Origin of the sequence: Pseudomonas sp. Sample_16 (assembly GCF_004307665.1) — a bacterium.
In the GTDB taxonomy this organism is placed as follows: Bacteria; Pseudomonadota; Gammaproteobacteria; order Pseudomonadales; family Pseudomonadaceae; genus Aquipseudomonas.
Genome location: NZ_RCOB01000169.1, coordinates 15010 through 33696, shown reverse-complemented (window position 1 = coordinate 33696; position 18687 = coordinate 15010). Strand labels below are relative to the sequence as shown.

Annotated in this window: 14 protein-coding genes; 5 read left to right on the top strand and 9 right to left on the bottom strand. The window is 58.8% G+C overall.

Annotation, left to right across the window (positions count from 1 at the left end):
- Positions 1–124: 124 nt before the first annotated feature.
- The 7 genes from D8U69_RS22535 to aspA all read right to left on the bottom strand — a co-directional run bounded on the left by D8U69_RS22535 (position 125) and on the right by aspA (position 12919).
- Positions 125–4753 carry a DUF6543 domain-containing protein gene (locus D8U69_RS22535; protein ID WP_130908155.1) on the bottom strand — a complete coding sequence of 1543 codons (4629 nt, stop codon included), beginning with the start codon at positions 4751–4753 and terminating at the stop codon, positions 125–127.
- 315 nt (positions 4754–5068) lie between these two features.
- Entirely contained in the window at positions 5069–6169 is a 1101-nt protein-coding gene (locus D8U69_RS22525; RefSeq protein ID WP_130908154.1) for a polyamine ABC transporter substrate-binding protein, read from the bottom strand.
- 12 nt (positions 6170–6181) lie between these two features.
- Positions 6182–7213: a histone deacetylase family protein gene (locus D8U69_RS22520; protein ID WP_130903505.1), complete on the bottom strand. Its 1032-nt coding sequence runs from the start codon at positions 7211–7213 to the stop codon at positions 6182–6184.
- 157 nt (positions 7214–7370) lie between these two features.
- The gene (locus D8U69_RS22515) at positions 7371–8363 is read right to left on the bottom strand and encodes an AraC family transcriptional regulator (protein ID WP_130903506.1); all 993 of its coding nucleotides are present in this window, start codon (positions 8361–8363) and stop codon (positions 7371–7373) included.
- A gap of 173 nt (positions 8364–8536) precedes the next feature.
- Positions 8537–9541 (bottom strand): asparaginase, encoded by a 1005-nt coding sequence (locus tag D8U69_RS22510; RefSeq protein ID WP_130908153.1) that lies wholly within the window; start codon positions 9539–9541, stop codon positions 8537–8539.
- 77 nt (positions 9542–9618) lie between these two features.
- Positions 9619–11067, bottom strand: coding sequence for an alanine/glycine:cation symporter family protein (locus D8U69_RS22505; RefSeq protein ID WP_056854338.1), 1449 nt, complete (start codon positions 11065–11067; stop codon positions 9619–9621).
- A gap of 427 nt (positions 11068–11494) precedes the next feature.
- Complete coding sequence (gene aspA, locus D8U69_RS22500; protein WP_130903507.1) at positions 11495–12919, bottom strand: aspartate ammonia-lyase; 1425 nt, start codon at positions 12917–12919, stop codon at positions 11495–11497.
- Between the two features lie 180 nt (positions 12920–13099).
- On the opposite strand from aspA, the gene D8U69_RS22495 reads away from it, so the two are divergent.
- A complete protein-coding gene (locus tag D8U69_RS22495; RefSeq protein WP_056854340.1) occupies positions 13100–14008 on the top strand; it encodes a LysR substrate-binding domain-containing protein in 909 nt (302 codons plus the stop codon).
- A 37-nt stretch (positions 14009–14045) separates the two neighbouring features.
- On the opposite strand, the gene D8U69_RS22490 is transcribed toward D8U69_RS22495, so the two are convergent.
- Entirely contained in the window at positions 14046–14738 is a 693-nt protein-coding gene (locus tag D8U69_RS22490; protein WP_130908152.1) for a hypothetical protein, read from the bottom strand.
- A gap of 368 nt (positions 14739–15106) precedes the next feature.
- Here D8U69_RS22490 and purE point away from each other — a divergent pair, with 368 nt between their 5' ends.
- The 4 genes from purE to D8U69_RS22470 all read left to right on the top strand — a co-directional run bounded on the left by purE (position 15107) and on the right by D8U69_RS22470 (position 17662).
- Complete coding sequence (purE, locus tag D8U69_RS22485; RefSeq protein ID WP_034149342.1) at positions 15107–15598, top strand: 5-(carboxyamino)imidazole ribonucleotide mutase; 492 nt, start codon at positions 15107–15109, stop codon at positions 15596–15598.
- Positions 15599–15609: 11 nt separating this feature from the next.
- Complete coding sequence (locus tag D8U69_RS22480; protein WP_056854341.1) at positions 15610–16692, top strand: 5-(carboxyamino)imidazole ribonucleotide synthase; 1083 nt, start codon at positions 15610–15612, stop codon at positions 16690–16692.
- Between the two features lie 105 nt (positions 16693–16797).
- Entirely contained in the window at positions 16798–17043 is a 246-nt protein-coding gene (locus D8U69_RS22475) for a GlsB/YeaQ/YmgE family stress response membrane protein (protein WP_056854342.1), read from the top strand.
- Positions 17044–17125: 82 nt separating this feature from the next.
- Positions 17126–17662, top strand: a complete 537-nt coding sequence (locus D8U69_RS22470; protein ID WP_130908151.1) for a DUF3299 domain-containing protein — start codon at positions 17126–17128, stop codon at positions 17660–17662.
- Between the two features lie 125 nt (positions 17663–17787).
- Here D8U69_RS22470 and D8U69_RS22465 read toward each other — a convergent pair whose 3' ends face one another.
- A complete protein-coding gene (locus D8U69_RS22465; RefSeq protein WP_130908150.1) occupies positions 17788–18687 on the bottom strand; it encodes a D-hexose-6-phosphate mutarotase in 900 nt (299 codons plus the stop codon).

Sequence of the window (18687 nt, the reverse complement as noted above, 5' to 3'; positions counted from 1 at the left end):
TCCTTTTTGACCGGCATGGGGGCGGCCGCCAGCCTGCGATACGGGCATCACAGCCCGATGAGATGGAGGCAGGCAGGCGACAGCGTTTGAAAGGACCCACCGACAGGTGAGTCTGCAGCAGCGATCAGGTGGAGGTGGATGTCTTGGCGAAGAACAGCGATCGGGCCAACTGAGGGCTGATCCTGCTGCGATAGATTTCGATTGCGTCCTGGTTGCTGGTGCTGGCCCCGATATCGACACGACCCAGCAGCCGTTGCTCGCGGGTTTTCAGATGCGCTGCAGTGTAGGACTGGACGTCGTCCTTGAGCTGGGCGTAGTGAAAGTGGGCATACCAAAGCGCATTTGCGGAGGTGGCGTCACGCACTTCGTATTCCTGCAGATAGTCCCGGCGCTGCCCTTTGAGTCGACGTCGGTCTCCCACCGGCACGATGTCGACTTCGCCTTTGCTGTGTAGCCATTCGACGCGTGCAGCGGTGGGCGGTTGCCGTTTGGTCATTTCAAGCCGCAACCGATGGCCTTCGGCATACAGTAGCGTGGTTTGCGTGGCCAGTTGCGTCAGTACCGATTGCGCCTCGTTTGTATGATCTTGCGTGGTATTGCTTTGCATGAGCGCTGCGTTGATCGCCTTGCTGGCTTCTTCAAGGCGAGAAGCTTGTTGGTGGAATGCTTCCTCTATTTCCACCGGGAGCTGCCAGGATTGTTTTGAGTCTGCTTCGGTTCGTTGAATAAAGGCGGGCAGCGCATCCAGCAATGCTTTACCCGCCTTTATGCGTGCCCCCGGATCAGGCAGGCGCGTTTTCGGCGCCTGCGGTTTCATCGTCAAACGTTCGACCCAGACCCCGGGGGTCTTTTCATGGAAGGTGGCGATCACTTTGCCGGTCACCGGCGCGGTGACATCCACAAGGACCATGTGACCGGGCGCGGTTTTGCGGGTCTGGCCGATCACCGTACCTTTGAAGCGCGTTGTGATGACCCTTTTGTTTGACGTCGATGTGGTGCGTGACGGGCCGGGTACAGGCTCCAGGAGTTGCTGTTCGCGCAGCAGGTCCGCCAGATGCCCGACGGTCTGCTGATTGAACTCGTCGATACGACCCTGCAATCGCGTAAATTGCGTTTGCACGATCTGCTCCTGGTTGGCTGTAGAGAAGCTCTTGAGGCGTTGTTCGATAGCGGCGAACTGGTCGATCAGGTTGTTCAAGGCCTCAATCCGTTCATCCGTGCGCAACAGCTGCGCATCACCCATCAACTCCATTGCACTGTTCACCGTCAGGTCGGCGTCTTCGACAATCTGCTCGAGGGATGCTTTGGCACTGGACAGTTCGGCCGTTTCGCCAGATTTGACGCACACCTCGCGAGCCAGCGTGACCTGAAGGGACTTGAGGTCCGGAAGGTCGAATTTTGGCAGTTTCTTTTGATACTCAAGGGACAGCTGCTCGGCTTTCTTGCCCAGGCGCGTCAATTCCTTGAAGCGCAACTGAGCGAACTCGACCTTCTCGATAACGCCTTGGGTCAGGTCCGACATGTTTTCAAACGTCCCGGCGGGAGGCGATTGGGCACTGTCTTCTTTGGCATCGAGATGTTCCAGGGTCAACTTCAGGGCATCGACGAACGCCGGGTATTTCTCGTCGATCCAGGTCTGGTTGAAAAACAGTTGAGTTCCCAGCATCTCGATCATCGCGTCACGATAGTTACGCACATCCTCGACCAGGTTGAGTGATTTGAGTTTCTCGATGGTGATTTCATATTCACCGATGCGCTCCTCGAGTTTGTCGAGAAATGTTTGTTTAGCTGCATCCCTTGCATCTGCGGAAGCCTTTTTCATGGTGTTGTAGGCATCGGTAATACTTTGGCGTTTGGACGCCATCTGCGCATCGAAAACCGCCAGGTGAGCCTTGATCTCGGTGACTTTGGTGGCGTTGGCTTTTTGCAATGCCTTGAGCCTGCTTTTCTTGCCACCGCCACGCAGTCGCAGCCTGATATCGATGACCCAATCGCCTCTGGAATTGTTGATCAACAAGGGGCCGGTGATGGAAGGTTGTTTGCGGGTATCAACGATTTGAACGATTTCATCGTCGTTCAGGAAGACTTCGAACCATCGTTCGCCTACCGGGGCATAGTATTTGGACTGATGTTCATAAAGGTGTTTGTGCCAGCCTTCGGTGCTGGCCGCTCCCAGCCCCGGCGGTTTGGGGATTTTGTACCGGTCCAGGGTTGGCCCCAGCCCTGCGCTGTTGCTATTGAGTACGGTCGCGGGGTGAAGTGAGGTCTGGTGTTCGGCCGGCAGATAATCATCCTCAATATCAGGTAACTGGATGCTGGCGGGGGTCTGCGGCGGAGGGTTTTTCTGTGCGCCGCCAATAACGGCTGTTTCGGTCTTCGCAGGGCGCGCGCGCGCCGGTTGGCGTCGGGCGGTCGCCTGATGAGCCAGCACCATGCCCAGGGTCAGGAACAAGTCGGTCAGGGCGGACCATTGTGCTGGCGTATCCTGGTTTTCCCGGGCATCAATGCCTTCTTGCAGATCGTCCAGAATCTGCCAGATCCACGCAGCCGTTCCGGCGGTTCGACCGAGAAAAGGCAACACGGCGCTGAAGATCATCCAGGCGCGTTGTTTGAAGCTGGCCCAGCGGCTTTCGGCGTTGGATACCGAATCCCGCTCGCTCTTCATGATCAGCGCATTGGCGTTGGCCTTGAACAGTTTCATCAGGCGGTCGTGCTCGATCACTTTTTGCCCGAGCGACACCGGTCCGCTCATCCGCAGGGAAATGGTCGGGTCGGCCAACAGTTGTGACACCGTCCAGACCGAAGGTAATTCACCCGGGAAGACATACTGCGAATAATTGAACCGAACATCGTCCGCCAACCATGCCAGGGTAGATTCGCGAAGCTCCTTGTCGTGTTTGATCGCATACAGCAGGTTGGCGGCCGAGGGGTACTGAGTCAACGCTTGTGCAAGCAGTGGGCGATAGAGAATGCAAGGCCCATTGGCCATGTCCCGCGGCCCGATCACAAACATGTTGGTGACTTCATCAGGGGTTTTGTTTTTATCCTGGCCGGTGATGAACGCCAGCGGACGGATGACGATCTCATGCCCGTCGACCCAGCGGTCGGCCTTCAGCACATTCATTGCCGCCACGATGTAGCGATAGCCCTTTTCGTCAATGCCATGTTCGCCAAGAATTTTGCTTTGCAATGCTTGTAGCGCCAGCTGAATACGCAGGTTACTGGCGTAGAGGCGTTGACGGCGCAGCGATTCAAGCGGGTCATCCAACAGCTTGCTCTTGACCTGTGCGGGGTAGGTCGCACCGATATCGACGGCGCTGATGGCCGTCTTGACATAGTCGGGCGTCATCCAGGTCGGCACTGCTGTGCCGTCCTTGTATCGCACCGACTGGTTGCCCAGCGGAAGGGCGATGAGGTTTTCGAGTGCCAGCTCGGCAAGGTCCAGGCGATTGGTCTGGTTCATGCCAGGGGCCGTGAATGCCCCCCAGACCACTTGACTCTCGATAACGATCTCAATGTTCTCAAGCTTCATGCCGGCAACGTCACTGTGGCTTTTGAGCATGTGGGCTCGAAGGGCATCCAGTGCGAATGTCTTGATCGGAGCAATATCGTCGTCGAAGGATTTTCCGCTGTTGCGCAGTTGCAGCAATGCCAGATCGAACAGGTGTCGACTGTAGCAACCCAGATCGAATGGCGAAGCGTTGTTCAGCCATTCGGGGATCAGACGCTGCACCTTTACGAAGTGCGAAACCTGTTCGGTCTGAGTTGTACCGCTCACCTGCGCAGCGGCACGGGCAGGCGTCGTGAACACCGGTTTGCTGTCCCGTTGTCCAAACTCCAGGCCGGCAATCGCATCAGTTTGCAGGGCAATCAGCGCGACGGCCTGATGATCAAAAAAATTCCCGGAGGGTTCGAACAGGCGCCATTGAAGCTTGGCTTCGGGTGGCATTTTTTCAACATACTTCGGCAAATCCTCGCCGAGTTTTTCCAGCGACTCATAGGTCCCGAACCCCGAAGCGATGGAGTGGGTCAGGATGATTGTGCGTGTCTCGACGGTGCCGATCACGACGGTCAGATCCGTACGATTGAGATGGCTGGATACGGTGCCATCGAGCCGGTCGAGGTCGATCAGGCAGACCCGAATCTTGTAGGTGTCGTGCTCAGTGCGTGTTTTCGCATCGGGATAGTCGAAAACATTGCGCGCGATCGCCAGTTGATGCGCGTCCCAGCCTTCCACCTTTTGTACATTCCAGACCTGCCGCAGTGACTGCGACAACGCTTGCCAACGCAAAGTGGAGCCTTGAGTGGTCTGGTCCCAGTATTCGAGTTGTTGTTCCTGATAGGCCACCAACAGGACGGGCGACAGTTTATTGATCAGACGCCCTATGGCATCGATCCTGACCGGTAGGTGGATGGGCGTTTTCGTTCTGGGATTCAGGCTCAGGTAATGCTCGCCGTCGAGGTAGGTCACAGACTCGCCTGAACCGGCGTGCCGCAACAGCGCATCCGTCAGTGACTCGAATCGCAGGGTTCCGGGCCGGACGGCCCCGGCGACGATTTTCCAGCTCGGTGTAACGACCATCGCCATTGCGGGGTCGATGTTCAACTGTGGATACAGCTTTTTCAGATCGTCTCGAAGAATACGGGTGGCGACCTCCCTGATAGAGGGGCCGGTGACCAGTTGGGTGAGCAGATCACTTGGGTCGCTGGAGGCCTGATCAGGCTCGACAGCATTCGTTTCGGTAGAGGCCATGTGCGTTCCTTGCTGAGGGACTGGGACGTGCGCGTCAACGCGCCGCTCAGGTTCGGAAGGTAACGTGGGGTGGGATGGGGCGTGCGGTACTTAAATATCGTCCGGAAAAAAAGACCCGCCATAAGCGTAATGCTGTTCACTTAAGGACGAACACCCGTGGCGAGGGAGCTTGCTCTCGATGCGCAGCAGTCCCTTTCAGGACCGCTCCGCGCTCCAGCGGGAGCAAGCTCCCTCGCCACAGGATGCCAGCGTTCTCTTAAGTGAACAGCATTACGCCATAAGCGGGTCTTCACTGGCGCGCAAACACTGGCTCGTTCAGGTTCCGGATTTGATCTTGGTCCACGCCCGGGTGCGCGCGCGTTCGGCATCGCGCGGCAGCGGCTGCAGGGTGTAGAGCGTGCTCATCGCCGTGTCGGTCGGATACAGATTCGGGTTGTTGCGGATGGCCGGGTCGACCATTTCCGTGGCGTCCTTGTTCGGGTTCGGGTAACCGACGAAATCGCTCACCGGCGCGATCACCTGAGGTTGCAGCAAGTAGTTGATGAAGGTGTAGGCGTCTTCCGGGTTCTTCGCGCCCTTGGGAATGGCAAGCATGTCGAACCAGATCGGCGCGCCTTCCTTCGGCAGGCGCATGTCGACGGTCACACCGTTTTTGGCTTCCTTGGCGCGGTTGGCCGCCTGGGAGAAGCTGCCGGAGTAACCGACCGCGACGCAGATGTCGCCGTTGGCGATGTCGGCCATGTACTTGGAAGAGTGGAAGTAAGTGACGTACGGACGGATTTTCATCAGCAGTGATTCAGCCTTGGCGTAGTCCGCAGGCTTTTTGCTGTTGGGATCGAGGCCGAGGTGTTGCAGGGCCAGCGGCAGGATCTCCGAGGGCGAGTCGAGCAGGGCGACGCCGCACTGCTTGAGCTTGCTGATGTTTTCTTCCTTGAAGATCAGGTCCCAGCTGTCCACGGGAGCGTTGTCACCCAGCGCGGCCTTGACCTTGTCCGGGTTGAAGCCGATCAGGATCGTGCCGTACATGTAGGGCACGGCAAATTTGTTGCCCGGGTCATTGGCTTCGATCAGCTTCATCAGCTTGGGATCGAGGTGGTTCCAGTTCGGCAATTTGCTGCGGTCCAGAGGCTGGAATACGCCCGCTTCAATTTGCTTGGCGAGGAACACATTGGACGGCACCACCACGTCGTAGCCGGAGTTGCCGGTCAGCAGTTTGGCTTCCAGCGCTTCGTTGGTATCGAAGATGTCGTAGACCAGTTTGGTCTGCGCGTTCTGTGCCTTGAAGTCTTCCAGGGCTTTGGGCGTGATGTAGTCGAACCAGTTGTAGACACGCAACGTTCGTTCTTCGGCCTGTGCGGCACCGCTCAGTACCGTGGCGCAAAGCGCAGGGACGATAAAACGCTTGAGATTCTTCATGCTTGTATTTCCTCAGCAAGCGCTTTCAAAACCTTCGAGAACGTTCACGGCGTTGATACCGATTTCTTCGACTGCGTACCCGCCTTCCATCACGAACAGCGTCGGTACGCCTAGCTTTGCGATGCGCTTGCCCATGGCCAGGTAATCCGGACTGTCGAGCTTGAACTGCGAGATCGGGTCGTCCTTGAACGTGTCGACGCCCAGGGACACGACAACGATGTCGGCGCCATAGCTTTGGATCTCTTTGCAAGCGTGTTCCAACGCTGCACTCCAGGTGTCCCAGCCGCTGCCGGCAGGCAACGGATAGTTGAAGTTGAAACCTTCACCGGCGCCTTCACCCAACTCGTCTTCATAGCCGAGGAAGAATGGAAACTCGGCTTCCGGGTGGCCGTGGATCGAAGTGAACAGCACATCGCTGCGCTCGTAGAAGATCGATTGAGTGCCGTTGCCGTGGTGGTAGTCGACGTCGAGGATCGCGACCTTTTTGTGGCCCTGATCGAGGAATGCCTGGGCGGCGATGGCGGCGTTGTTGAGGTAGCAATAACCCCCCATCAAGTCGCCGGCAGCGTGGTGTCCTGGTGGGCGGCAGAGGGCGAAGGCACTGCGGGCGCCGCGCTGGATTTCGGCTTGGGCCGTGAGCGCAACTTGCGCTGCACTGTACGCTGCCTGCCAGGTGCCGGCGGTGATCGGGGCGCCGCCATCGAAACTGTAGTAACCCAGTTCGCCATGCAGGCTCGTGGGTTTGACACGACGCAGCGTGCGCGCCGGCCAGGTGTAGGGCAGCAAGTCACCGTCGGTGTTGAACTCGGTCCAGCGTGCCCAGGCGCCTTTGAAAAAGTCGAGATAATCGCGGCTGTGGATACGCGCGATCGGTTCGAGGCCGAAATCCTTCGGCGCCTCCACTGGGCCGAGATTCTGCTTTTGCACTCTGGAAAGCACGTGGTCGGCCCGCGATGGCATTTCGAAGCAGGGCTTGAGTTGCCCGTCTATCAATTCGCAGCGGCCATGGTGCAGGTGGTGATCGTCTGAGTAGATCGTCAGCATTTGTTGTTCTCCGCAGGGCTGGTTCGGTTGAGCACAGTCTTGCGGCGCAGACGATTCAGGAGAACGGCAGGAAAGGCCAAAAGGGGATCGATGTGGCCAAAACATTTGACCGAAATTCGCCTCTCGAATAACGCTGCAAAACCCGTAGGAGCGAGTATCAGGGCCGGAACTGGCTCGGCGCCACACCGCTCCAGCGCACAAACGCATGACGAAAACTGGCGGTCTCGCTGAACCCCAGGGCCTCGGCGATTTGATAGATCGGCAGTTGATCCTCGCACAGCATTTGTTTGGCCTGCTCGAAGCGCAGTTCGTCGAGCAGTTCCTGATAACTGCATCCCAGATCTTTCAGATGCCGACGCAAGGTGCGCGCCGAACAATTCATCTGCTCGGCCAGCCCTTCAAGCCCTGGCGCGGCGTTCAATTGCGCACGGAGCAACTGCCGAATCCGCCCTAACCAGGCCTGGCGCCCCGTGAATTCGAGGTTCTGCTTGCGGCAACGTTCGGCCATGGCCTGGTGGGTGATGACATCGGCCAGCGGCAATGGCTGGTCGAGCCAGCGCTTGTCGAAGGCAAAGGCGTTGTCCCGCGCCCCAAAGAGCAGCGGGCAATTGAAATGTTCGGCGTAGGTCGATTCATAGTCGGGCGCGGCATGTTCGAAGCGTGCAGCCAGCAACGGCAGTGAATGCCCGAGCAGATCGTCGCAGGTGACTTTCAACGACACCAGGCAAAACTCCGCGTTGAACACGGCCATCGCCGGGCTCTCACGGTAGTCGGCCGCGACGAACCAGATACGCTCGCCATCGTCTTCCAGGCTCAATTCGAAAAGTGTTCCCAGCAACGCCGGATACCGCATCGCCAAACGTAAAGCGTCACCGAAGGTGGCACTGGTGAGCAGGGCGTAACCGAGCATGCCGTAGCAGGAAACGTGCATTCGCCGCCCCAGTTCCAGGCCGATGTCACGCTTGAGCGCAACGGCGTTGGCGCAGACCTGCATTTCCTGATTGGTGGTGATGCGCGTGTCGGCCCGGTGCAGGTCCGCCGCACTGATGCCGCTGCCGGCCAGCAGCGCCTCGCTGGACAAACCTTCGGCCTTGAAGACGTTGAGGATCAGCGAGACGGCATTGAGGGTGGTGAGGTGGGAGTGGAGCATGGGAGGTTCCAGCCTTGGGATGGCTGGAACGCAGCAAGTTGCATGCCTGCTTCAACGTGTTGCGTGTCGCAAATAACCAACCCGAAGGAGCGAGGCTTGCCCGCGAAGCTTTTGGCGTACTTGAGGCCGCGTTCGCGGGCAAGCTTCGCTCCTACAGATTCTTGTGGAGCGGGTCAGATCAACTCGCCGCAGAGGTCCAGTTCTGCCAGGCGGCGCACCTCGGCGGTATCGAGCCCGGCGCTCAACAGCGCATGCAACTTGCCGAACGCCGCCTCACGGGTCATGCCGCCACCCGACAGCACGCCCACACCGCGCAAGCGACTGCCAGCCTCATACACATCCAGCTCCACGCCACCTTCATGGCACTGAGTCACGGCGACAACGACAACGCCTTTATCCCGCGCCCGCTCCAGGCTGGCGAGGAACGCCGGGTTGTCGCTCGGCCCCGTGCCGCTGCCGTAGCACTCCAGCACCAGGCCTTGAATGCCGCTGTCGAGCAGGCCGTCGAGAATCCCGGCGCTGATGCCGGGAAACAATGGCAGCACCGCGACATTCGCCATTTGTCGGGGCTGGTTGTAGTTCAACGGCGCCGGGATCGAAACCGCTTTCACGCCGCCACCCTTGCGCTCCAGGCGCTTGAATGGATGCCGGCCGAAACTGCGCACCTTGGCGCAACGGGTCGGGGCCAGCAGTTCGCCGTGGAAGTACAGTTGCACGCCCGGCGCCAGGCCTTGGCCCAAGGCAACCAGCGCACCGCTGAGGTTTTCCCAGGCATCGCTGTCCTTTACGCCGGCCGGCAACATGGAACCGGTGAACACCACGCGAGCCTTCAGGCCGAGCAACTGAAAGCTCATGGCAGCGGCGCTGTAGGCCAGGGTATCGGTGCCATGCAGGATCAGCACGCTGTCGCAGCCCTGGACATCCACCGCATCGACCACCGCTTCACGCAGTTGCTGCCAATACGCGGGGGTCATGTTGGCACTGTCGATCAGCGGCGACATCTCGCGAAAGCGCCATTGCGGTACGACGAGATCAGGCTGGCTGTGCAGGTATTCGCGCATCCGCGCTTCGAAACCGGACGCCGGGGCCAGGCCGTTGGCGCTCGCCTGCATGCCGATGGTGCCGCCGGTATAGAGCACCATGACGTGCTGGGCGGCAGGATAGGTCGACGAATTCATGGAGCTGCTCCGAGAACGATGAAGTCCTGTAGGAGCCAGCAAGCCGGCTCCTACAGGGGATTTCGCACTTTAACCGATCAGCGTTGCGCTGCGGTCACACCTTGCGGCTCAGCCTGGTTCTGAACGGCGGCCGGTGGATTCGCTGGCCAGGCCTGACGATCCAGATCCAGATCCGGGAACTTGCTCGAATCGAACACCGGCGTCTTGATCCCGGCGGCGCGCTGGTCATCGTAGTCACGCAGGATGCGCATGCCGACCTTGAACAACAGGGCCAGCGCGATCAGGTTGACGAAAGCGAGCAGGGTCATGGTGATGTCGGCGAAGGCGAACACGGTGCCGAGGTTTTCGATGGCGCCCCAGAAAATCAGCACCAGTACCAGCGCTCGATAACCCATCAACGCCTTGCGGTTTTCACCGATCAAAAAGCGCAGGTTGTTTTCGCCCAGGTAGTAGTTGTAGAGGATCGAGGTGAACACGAACAACGCCAGCGCCACGGAAATGAACATCCGGCCCCAGTCACCGACCACTGCTGCCAGGGAGTTCTGGGTCAGGGCAATGCCGTCGCCTTCGAAGCCCGGGGTGTAGAAGCCCGAGAGCAGGATCAGCAACGCCGTGCAGGTGCAGATCACGAAGGTATCGAGGAACACACTGAACGCTTGAACCACGCCTTGCGCCACCGGGTGCTCGACCGCTGCCACCGCTGCCACGTTAGGCGCACTGCCCAGGCCCGCTTCGTTGGCGAACACGCCGCGTTTGACGCCCATGATAATGGCGCTGCCCACCAGTCCACCAAAGGCCTGGTCCAGACCGAAGGCGCTCTTGACGATGGTCATCAGCATGCCCGGCACCTGGTCGAATTGCAGCACGATCACGTAAATGGTCACGCCGATGTAGACCAGGGTCTTCACCGGCACCAGCAGGTCGGCGACCTTGGCGATGCGCTTGATCCCGCCGATGAACACCAGGCCCAGCAGCACGGCCAGGCCCAGGCCAGTGTAAGTCGTGTCGAGGCCGAATGCGTTGTTCAGCGAGTGAGTCACGGCGTGGGCTTGCAAGCCGTTGAAGGCGAACCCGAAGGTCACCAGCAACAGAAAAGCCATCAACATGCCGAGCCAGCGTTTTTGCAGACCGTGCTGGATGTAATAGGACGGGCCGCCACGGAACTGACCTTCCGAGTCGCAGCGCTTGTAGAGCTGGCCCAGGGAGCATTCGAAGAAGCTGCTGGACATGCCGACCAGTGCGGTCACCCACATCCAGAACACCGCGCCTGGGCCACCCAGGGTCACAGCGATACCGACACCGGCAATGTTGCCCGCACCGACGCGGCCGGCGAGGCTGAGCATCAGGGCCTGGAACGAACTGAGTTGCCCGGCGCTGCTTTTGAGGCTGTCGCGGAACACCGCGAACATGTGGAAGAAGTGACGCAATTGAACGAAACGCGAGCGGATCGTGAAGTAGCTACCGAGCCCGACAATGAGCACGATCAGTACTTTCCCTGAGAGGAAGTCGTTAATGACTTCGAGCATGGATTATTCCTCGCTGTTTTTTGTGTAGGCAACAATGCTGGCCGGACAGACACATCGAGTTACATCAGTTGGCGCTCGGCACAACAGGCGGGTCGATGTTCGTCCCGGTTTCATATCGCGGGTTTGTTATTAGTTCGGGTTTCGCATGGGTTGTGGTCTCGCTACCGACGACCGCTCACGCGAAGAGGGGCGGCACTATACCGATGACAGTGCCGTCCGTCTGCACGGTTGTGGTGCAAGCACGCAATTGCAGGCGCAAGGCTTGCCCGCGATGGCGATTGTGAGAACGCCATCGCGGGCAAGCCTTGCTCCTACAGCTGTAAAAAAATCAAAAAAAAGGGCCGGGAGAGTGATCTCCAAGCCCTCAAAAGGTGAGAGGTGTCTAGTCCCTCGACCTGGTGAGCGGTGCTACAGGTAACGCGTCGGTTCAGGCTTTAAGCGGAACCAGACGCGGAGCAATCATGTTTTCCGGGCGCAGGATGTCGGCGAGCATGGCTTCGTCGAGCAGACCTTCTTCGCGCACCAGTTCCAGCACGCCACGGCCGCTTTCGAGGGCGATACGGGCGATGCGGGTGGCGTTTTTGTAGCCGATGTACGGGTTCAGTGCGGTGACCAGGCCGATCGAGTGTTCGACCAGTTCACGGCAGCGTGCTTCGTTGGCGGTGATGCCGACGATGCAGTGCTCGCGCAGCATGTCCATGGCGCGTTGCAGCAGGCGGATCGAATCGAGGATCTTGAAAGCGATCAGCGGTTCCATCACGTTCAGTTGCAGCTGGCCGCCTTCGGCCGCCATGGTCAGCGCCAGATCGTTACCGATGACCTGGAAGGCCACCTGGTTAACGGCTTCCGGAATCACCGGGTTGACCTTGCCGGGCATGATCGAGCTGCCTGGCTGACGTGCCGGCAGGTTGATTTCGTTGATGCCGGTGCGTGGGCCGCTGGACAGCAGGCGCAAGTCGTTGCAGATCTTCGACAGCTTGACCGCGGTGCGCTTGAGCATGCCGGAGAACAGTACGAAGGCACCCATGTCGGAGGTGGCTTCGATCAGGTCGGCGGCGGGAACCAGTGGCTGACCGCTGATCAGGGCCAGGCGCTGCACAGCCAGGGCCTGATAGCGTGGGTCGGCGTTGATGCCGGTACCGATCGCGGTACCGCCCAGGTTCACTTCAGTCAGCAGTTCCGGGGCCAGCGTCTTGAGACGGGCCAGGTCTTCGCCCATGGTGGTGGCGAAAGCACGGAACTCTTGACCCAGGGTCATCGGCACAGCGTCTTGCAGCTGGGTACGACCCATCTTCAGGACGTGGTTGAATTCTTCACCTTTGGCCGCGAATGCCTGAATCAGGCTGTCGAGGCTGGCCAGCAGCGCGTCGTGACCCAGCAGCAGACCCAGGCGGATCGCGGTCGGGTAAGCGTCGTTGGTCGACTGCGCCATGTTGACGTCGTCGTTCGGGTGCAGGTACTGGTATTCGCCTTTCTCGTGACCCATCGCTTCCAGAGCAATGTTGGCGATCACTTCGTTGGCGTTCATGTTGGTGGAAGTACCGGCGCCACCTTGAATCATGTCGACCACGAATTCTTCGTGGAAATCACCGCGGATCAGTCGAGCACAGGCTTCGCTGATGGCCGCGTGCTTGGCTTCGCTCAAGTGGCCCAGCTCACGGTTGGCGTCTGCAGCGGCCTGTTTGACCATTGCCAGACCCACAACCAGTTTCGGGTAATGCGAAATCGGCACACCGGAGAGACGGAAGTTGTTCACCGCCCGCAGTGTCTGGATGCCGTAATACGCATGAGCCGGTACTTCGAGGGCGCCAAGCAGGTCGTTTTCTGTGCGGAATGATGCAGCGGAAGACATGATAGAAATCATCTCGATATTAACCCGGTCTGTGCCGGAACACTGCAAATGCTAGGCTTGTGGAGCATTTTGGGCCAATGCTGTTAAACACTGCCCTATGCATATTCGGCATAATGCCGATGTGACGTCGCGTTCGTGGCGAGCGTGTGACCTAAATTGGTGCGTGTCCGGGAGGACGTGATGAATCTGGAAAGTAAATGGCTGGAGGACTTCAGTGCTCTGGCGGCCACCCGCAGCTTCTCCCAGGCCGCGGAACGACGCTTCGTGACCCAGCCTGCCTTCAGCCGGCGCATCCGCAGCCTCGAAGCGGCATTGGGGCTGACCCTGGTCAATCGCTCGCGCACACCCGTGGAGCTGACGGCGGCGGGGCAACTGTTTCTGGTCACCGCGCGCACCGTAGTCGAACAGCTCGGCGAAGTGCTGCGCCACCTGCACCATCTGGAAGGCGGGCAGGGGGAAGTGATGCAGGTCGCGGCTGCCCACTCATTAGCGCTGGGTTTTTTCCCGCGCTGGATCGCGCAGTTGCGCAACGAAGGTTTGAATATTGCCACGCGACTGGTCGCAACCAACGTCGGCGATGCGGTGCATGCCTTGCGTGAAGGCGGCTGCGACTTGATGCTGGCGTTCTACGACCCGGACGCGGCGATGCAGATGGATCCGGAAATCTTCCCCTCGCTGCACCTTGGCCAGACCGAAATGCTCCCGGTATGCGCCGCAGATGCCGATGGCAAGCCGTTGTTCGATCTGGAAGGCGAGGCCAGCGTGCCGCTGCTGGCCTACAGTGCCGGTGCGTTCCTCGGGCGTTCAGTCAATGGTCTGTTGCGCCAGCGCCAGCTGCGGTTTACCACGATCTACGAAACCGCCATGGCCGACAGCCTCAAGAGCATGGCGCTGGAAGGGCTGGGCATTGCCTGGGTGCCGCAGCTCAGTGTGCGCGCCGAATTGGCGCGCGGTGAACTGGTGGTCTGCGGGGGACCGCAGTGGCACGTACCTCTGGAGATTCGCTTGTATCGTTGCGCTTTGGTACGCAAGGCCAACGTACGGTTGTTGTGGCGCAAACTGGAAGGCGGCGTTGCTGCCAATACTTGAAATGGCGAGACGCATCACTGATATATGATTCAAATGGTTATGGAGCATCACGCAGATAACTTCTGATGCGCTCACGATTTGGATCAGTGTATACATAGCAGTTGGAGAGTAGCGTATTGACCTTGGCTGCCATGAAAGTCTCGCACCACCATCCGTTATATCTGACTTCGGCGAGCTCATGTTGTGCATCGAGCATATGACCAAGTTCATGTCCAACAAGTTGTTTGTGGCTTAATGCTGCCAGTGCAAATTGTTGTCCTCCCCCTGCAAGGCCAAATACGTTGTTGGTCATTCCATCATTGGTAAGCAACATAAATTTTGTGGTTCTGCCTGTAGGGAGATTTTTTGCATCACGGTAGGCTGTACCCAGATCTCTCCATCCATCATAGGAGGCCTGAGTTTCGCCCTTATAGGAGTAGTTCGTGTAAGGCGGGGTGTTGCGTACGAATATGACCGAAACATCACGTCCCGTTGTAGTTCTCAGTTCTCTGATGACCGGCGCGAAGTGATCGGGATAGAGGGAAGGGATCTTATCTTCCGGTACATCATCGTGGACAAAAGCGAATACGAATATTGGTCTTTTTTCCACGGGTATACTGCTGCGCATACTTGGAGTTTCAGGTTGTGCAATCGGCCAGGGCGTTTCGTCTTTTACGACGGTGGCCGAAGCGGTTTGATTGATAATTGAAGTAAAAAGCAAAGTGGTGAAAAGTGTGTAGAGTATTTGCATATTTATACGCTCGGGATAATTGGGTTTTTATTTGGAAGATGTAATGTCATCCGCGAACATTAATATGACTTTTAAGTTAGCTTGTATCGCATAGTTATGTTTCGAACAGTGTGGAAGTCCAGTTCTAAGAAAAATGATCGAGGGGCTATTCGCTCTGACTTTCAAGTCAATAAAATCGGTTGTTGCGAGCAAAACCACTCCAGCGACACTTGGTCGTATCGGGGGCTGTTTATCTGCCGTATTGCGGTATACTGCGCGGCCTTCGGCCGGTTACGACCGGCCATAATTCGTACAATCAAGCCACGCATTCTGCGTGGCTTGTTGTTTTTTGATGCGCCTGCGGGCGCCCAGAGAGAAGAGGCACGACGATGAGTGCACTGGTTGGCGTGATCATGGGCTCCAAGTCCGATTGGTCCACCCTTAGCCACACCGCCGATATGCTGGAAAAGCTCGGCATCCCTTACGAGGTGAAAGTGGTCTCTGCCCACCGCACCCCGGACCTGCTGTTCCAGTACGCCGAAGAGGCTGAGGCTCGTGGCATCGAGGTGATCATCGCCGGTGCCGGTGGCGCGGCCCACTTGCCAGGCATGTGTGCGGCCAAGACCCACCTGCCGGTGCTGGGCGTGCCGGTGCAGTCGGCGATGCTCTCGGGCGTCGATTCGCTGCTGTCGATCGTGCAGATGCCGGCGGGCATTCCGGTTGCCACCCTGGCCATCGGCAAGGCTGGCGCGATCAACGCCGCGCTGTTGTCGGCGAGTATCCTGGGCGCCAAGCACCCGCAGTTTCATGAAGTGCTGAAAACCTTCCGTGCTGAGCAGACAGACAGCGTCCTGGAAAATCCAGACCCACGCATCGCCTGAGGTTGTTGACGATGAAGATCGGTGTAATCGGTGGCGGCCAGTTGGGTCGCATGTTGGCGCTGGCGGGCACTCCGCTGGGAATGAACTTCGCTTTCCTCGACCCGGCGCCGGACGCTTGCGCGGCAGCATTGGGCGAACACCTGCGGGCCGATTACGGCGATCAGGATCACCTGCGCCAGTTGGCCGATGAAGTCGATCTGGTGACCTTCGAATTCGAAAGCGTACCGGCGGAAACCGTCGCGTTCCTGTCGCAATTCGTTCCGGTCTATCCGAGTGCCGAAGCCCTGCGCATTGCTCGCGATCGCTGGTTCGAAAAGAGCATGTTCAAGGACCTGGGCATTCCAACCCCGGCATTCGCTGACATTCAGTCCCAGGCTGACCTGGACGCCGCCGTGGCTTCCATCGGTCTGCCGGCGGTACTGAAAACCCGCACCCTGGGCTACGACGGCAAGGGCCAGAAAGTCCTGCGCACCCCTGAAGACGTGGTTGGCACGTTCGCCGAGCTGGGCAGCGTGGCTTGCCTGCTGGAAGGTTTCGTGCCGTTCACCGGTGAGGTCTCACTGATCGCCGTACGTGCCCGCGATGGTGAAACCCGTTTTTATCCGCTGGTGCACAACACCCACGACAGCGGCATCCTCAAGCTGTCCGTGGCCAGCACCGATCACCCGTTGCAAGCCTTGGCCGAAGACTACTCCAGTCGCGTACTCAAGCAGCTGAATTATGTCGGCGTGATGGCATTCGAATTCTTTGAGGTCGACGGTGGCCTCAAGGCCAACGAAATCGCCCCGCGGGTGCACAACTCCGGGCACTGGACCACCGAAGGCGCCGAATGCAGTCAGTTCGAAAACCACTTGCGGGCCGTTGCCGGTCTGCCGCTGGGTTCGACGGCCAAGGTCGGCGAGAGCGCCATGCTCAACTTCATTGGCCAAGTGCCTGAGACCGAGAAAGTCCTGGCCATCGCCGATTGTCATCTGCATCACTACGGCAAGGCATTCAAGGTCGGCCGCAAGGTTGGCCACGCCAATCTGCGTTGTGCAGACCGCGAAACGCTCGCCGCGCAGATCCTCAAAGTCGAAGCGCTCATCGCCGAATAAACAGTTTCACGTGGCAGCGGCGGAACCATTGCGGTGCCGCCGTTCTCTCATGGCAGGATGCCAAAGTCTGGCTAGGCTAAAGCCAATCAATCAGAGGGAAATGCCATGGGAATTATCGGAACCATCTTTATCGGCTTGATCGTCGGCCTGCTGGCTCGGTTTTTGAAACCGGGCGATGACAGCATGGGCTGGATCATGACCATCCTGCTCGGTATCGGCGGTTCGCTGGCGGCTACTTATGGCGGCCAGGCGTTGGGCATTTACCAGGCGGGCGAAGCTGCCGGTTTCATCGGTGCGCTGGTGGGCGCGGTGGTGTTGCTGGTGATCTACGGCCTGATCAAAAAGAACTGATTCAAGCGACAAAGTCCTCTCGGCTGCGCAGTCCGGGAGGACTAGAATGCTCGGCGATTTCCTTTCCTTGCCGAGCATTTCCATGCGACGTCTTCTGCTTGCTGTTGTTTTAATGGGTGCGGGTCTCGCCCACGCCGGCGAACTGCCGGAAACCGACTGGCTCGAACTGATGCCCAAATCGGATCAGAAAGCCCTCGAGGCCATGCCTGAAATCGACCACGACTCCCCCGAAGCCAATGGCACCTTTACCGAAAAGGGTGGCATGAAGCAGAGCAAAGGCTTGCCGGCGGTGATGTACTCGACCAAAACCGTAGCGTCGATGAACGACAAGAACATCCGCCTCGGTGGTTATCCGGTGCCGCTGGAGTCCGACGCCAAGGGCAACAGCACGCTGTTTTTCCTTGTGCCATACCCGGGCGCCTGCATTCATGTGCCCCCACCGCCACCCAATCAATTGGTGCTGGTGCGCTATCCCAAGGGCTTGAAGCTCAATGATATCTACACGCCGCTGTGGGTCACCGGCACGCTGAAAGTCGAGAAGGTCAGCAATGAGCTGGCGGATGCGGCGTATGCGCTGGATGCGTCAAAAGTCAGAGTGGTGAAAGAGGCCGATCTCTAACAGCAACCCGAAACAACTGTGGGAGCCAGCCTGCTGGCGATAGCGGTCTGTCAGATACTTATAAGTTGACTGACACCACGCCATCGCCAGCAGGCTGGCTCCCACATTTTTTATTGCGATGTTGCCTAGAGCGGTTTGCTGCTGATGCTCACGCCCAGGGTATGGCTCGCACCTGGCGCCAGGTTCACCACATCACCCATCACGTTCGCCGTTTCGATGCACAACATGCGTTGCCAGCCATCGTCGGCCATGTCGCTGAACGCCGCGGCGCGCTCGGTCCACGGGTTCCAGATCACCGCCGTGCGCGAACCGGTACTGCTCAGTTCGATACGTCGTTCCCAGGTCGGGTCGACGATGCTCAGCAATGGCGGGGTGTCGAGGTAGATGCGGTCGGTTTCGCCGGTAAAGCGCAGGTCGCCGGACTGTTGCCGGGTTGCCCAGTCTTCCAGGGTTTCGATGTAGCTCAAGCCGTCCACGCCTTCGACTTGCACATTGCGCACATCACTGACGGCGAAATAGCTGTGCAGGGCCTGGCTGATGGTGACGGTTTCATCGCCCACGTTGTGGCTGGTCAGGCTGATGTGCAGTTGCTCGTCCAGGCGAATGCTCAGCTTCAGGTTCACCCGATGTGGCCAGCCTGGCAATCCACCTTCGGGGCAGGGCAGGAGGAATTCGATTTTCAGGCTTTCGCCTTCGGCCTCGATGCCGCCCAATTCCCAGTCCATTGCTCGCACCAGGCCATGAGCCGTTGGCGCCTCGTCGCTCACGCGCATCGCCTTCACGCTCTGCGGATTGCGCTCGAAGTTACCGAACCACGGCCAGCACACTGGCACGCCGGCGCGAATGCTTTTGCCCGTCTTGAACACCGCCTCATCGTTGAGCCAGATCAGCGGCGGCTGCCCCGCCAGTTGATAACTGAGGATGTGCGCGCCTTGCTGGGCCACCAGTAATTCGGCCTGGCCGTGACGGATGCGCCAGCAGTTCAGTTCATCCAGTTTGACGGCTTCAACGTTGGGCGTGTTCAT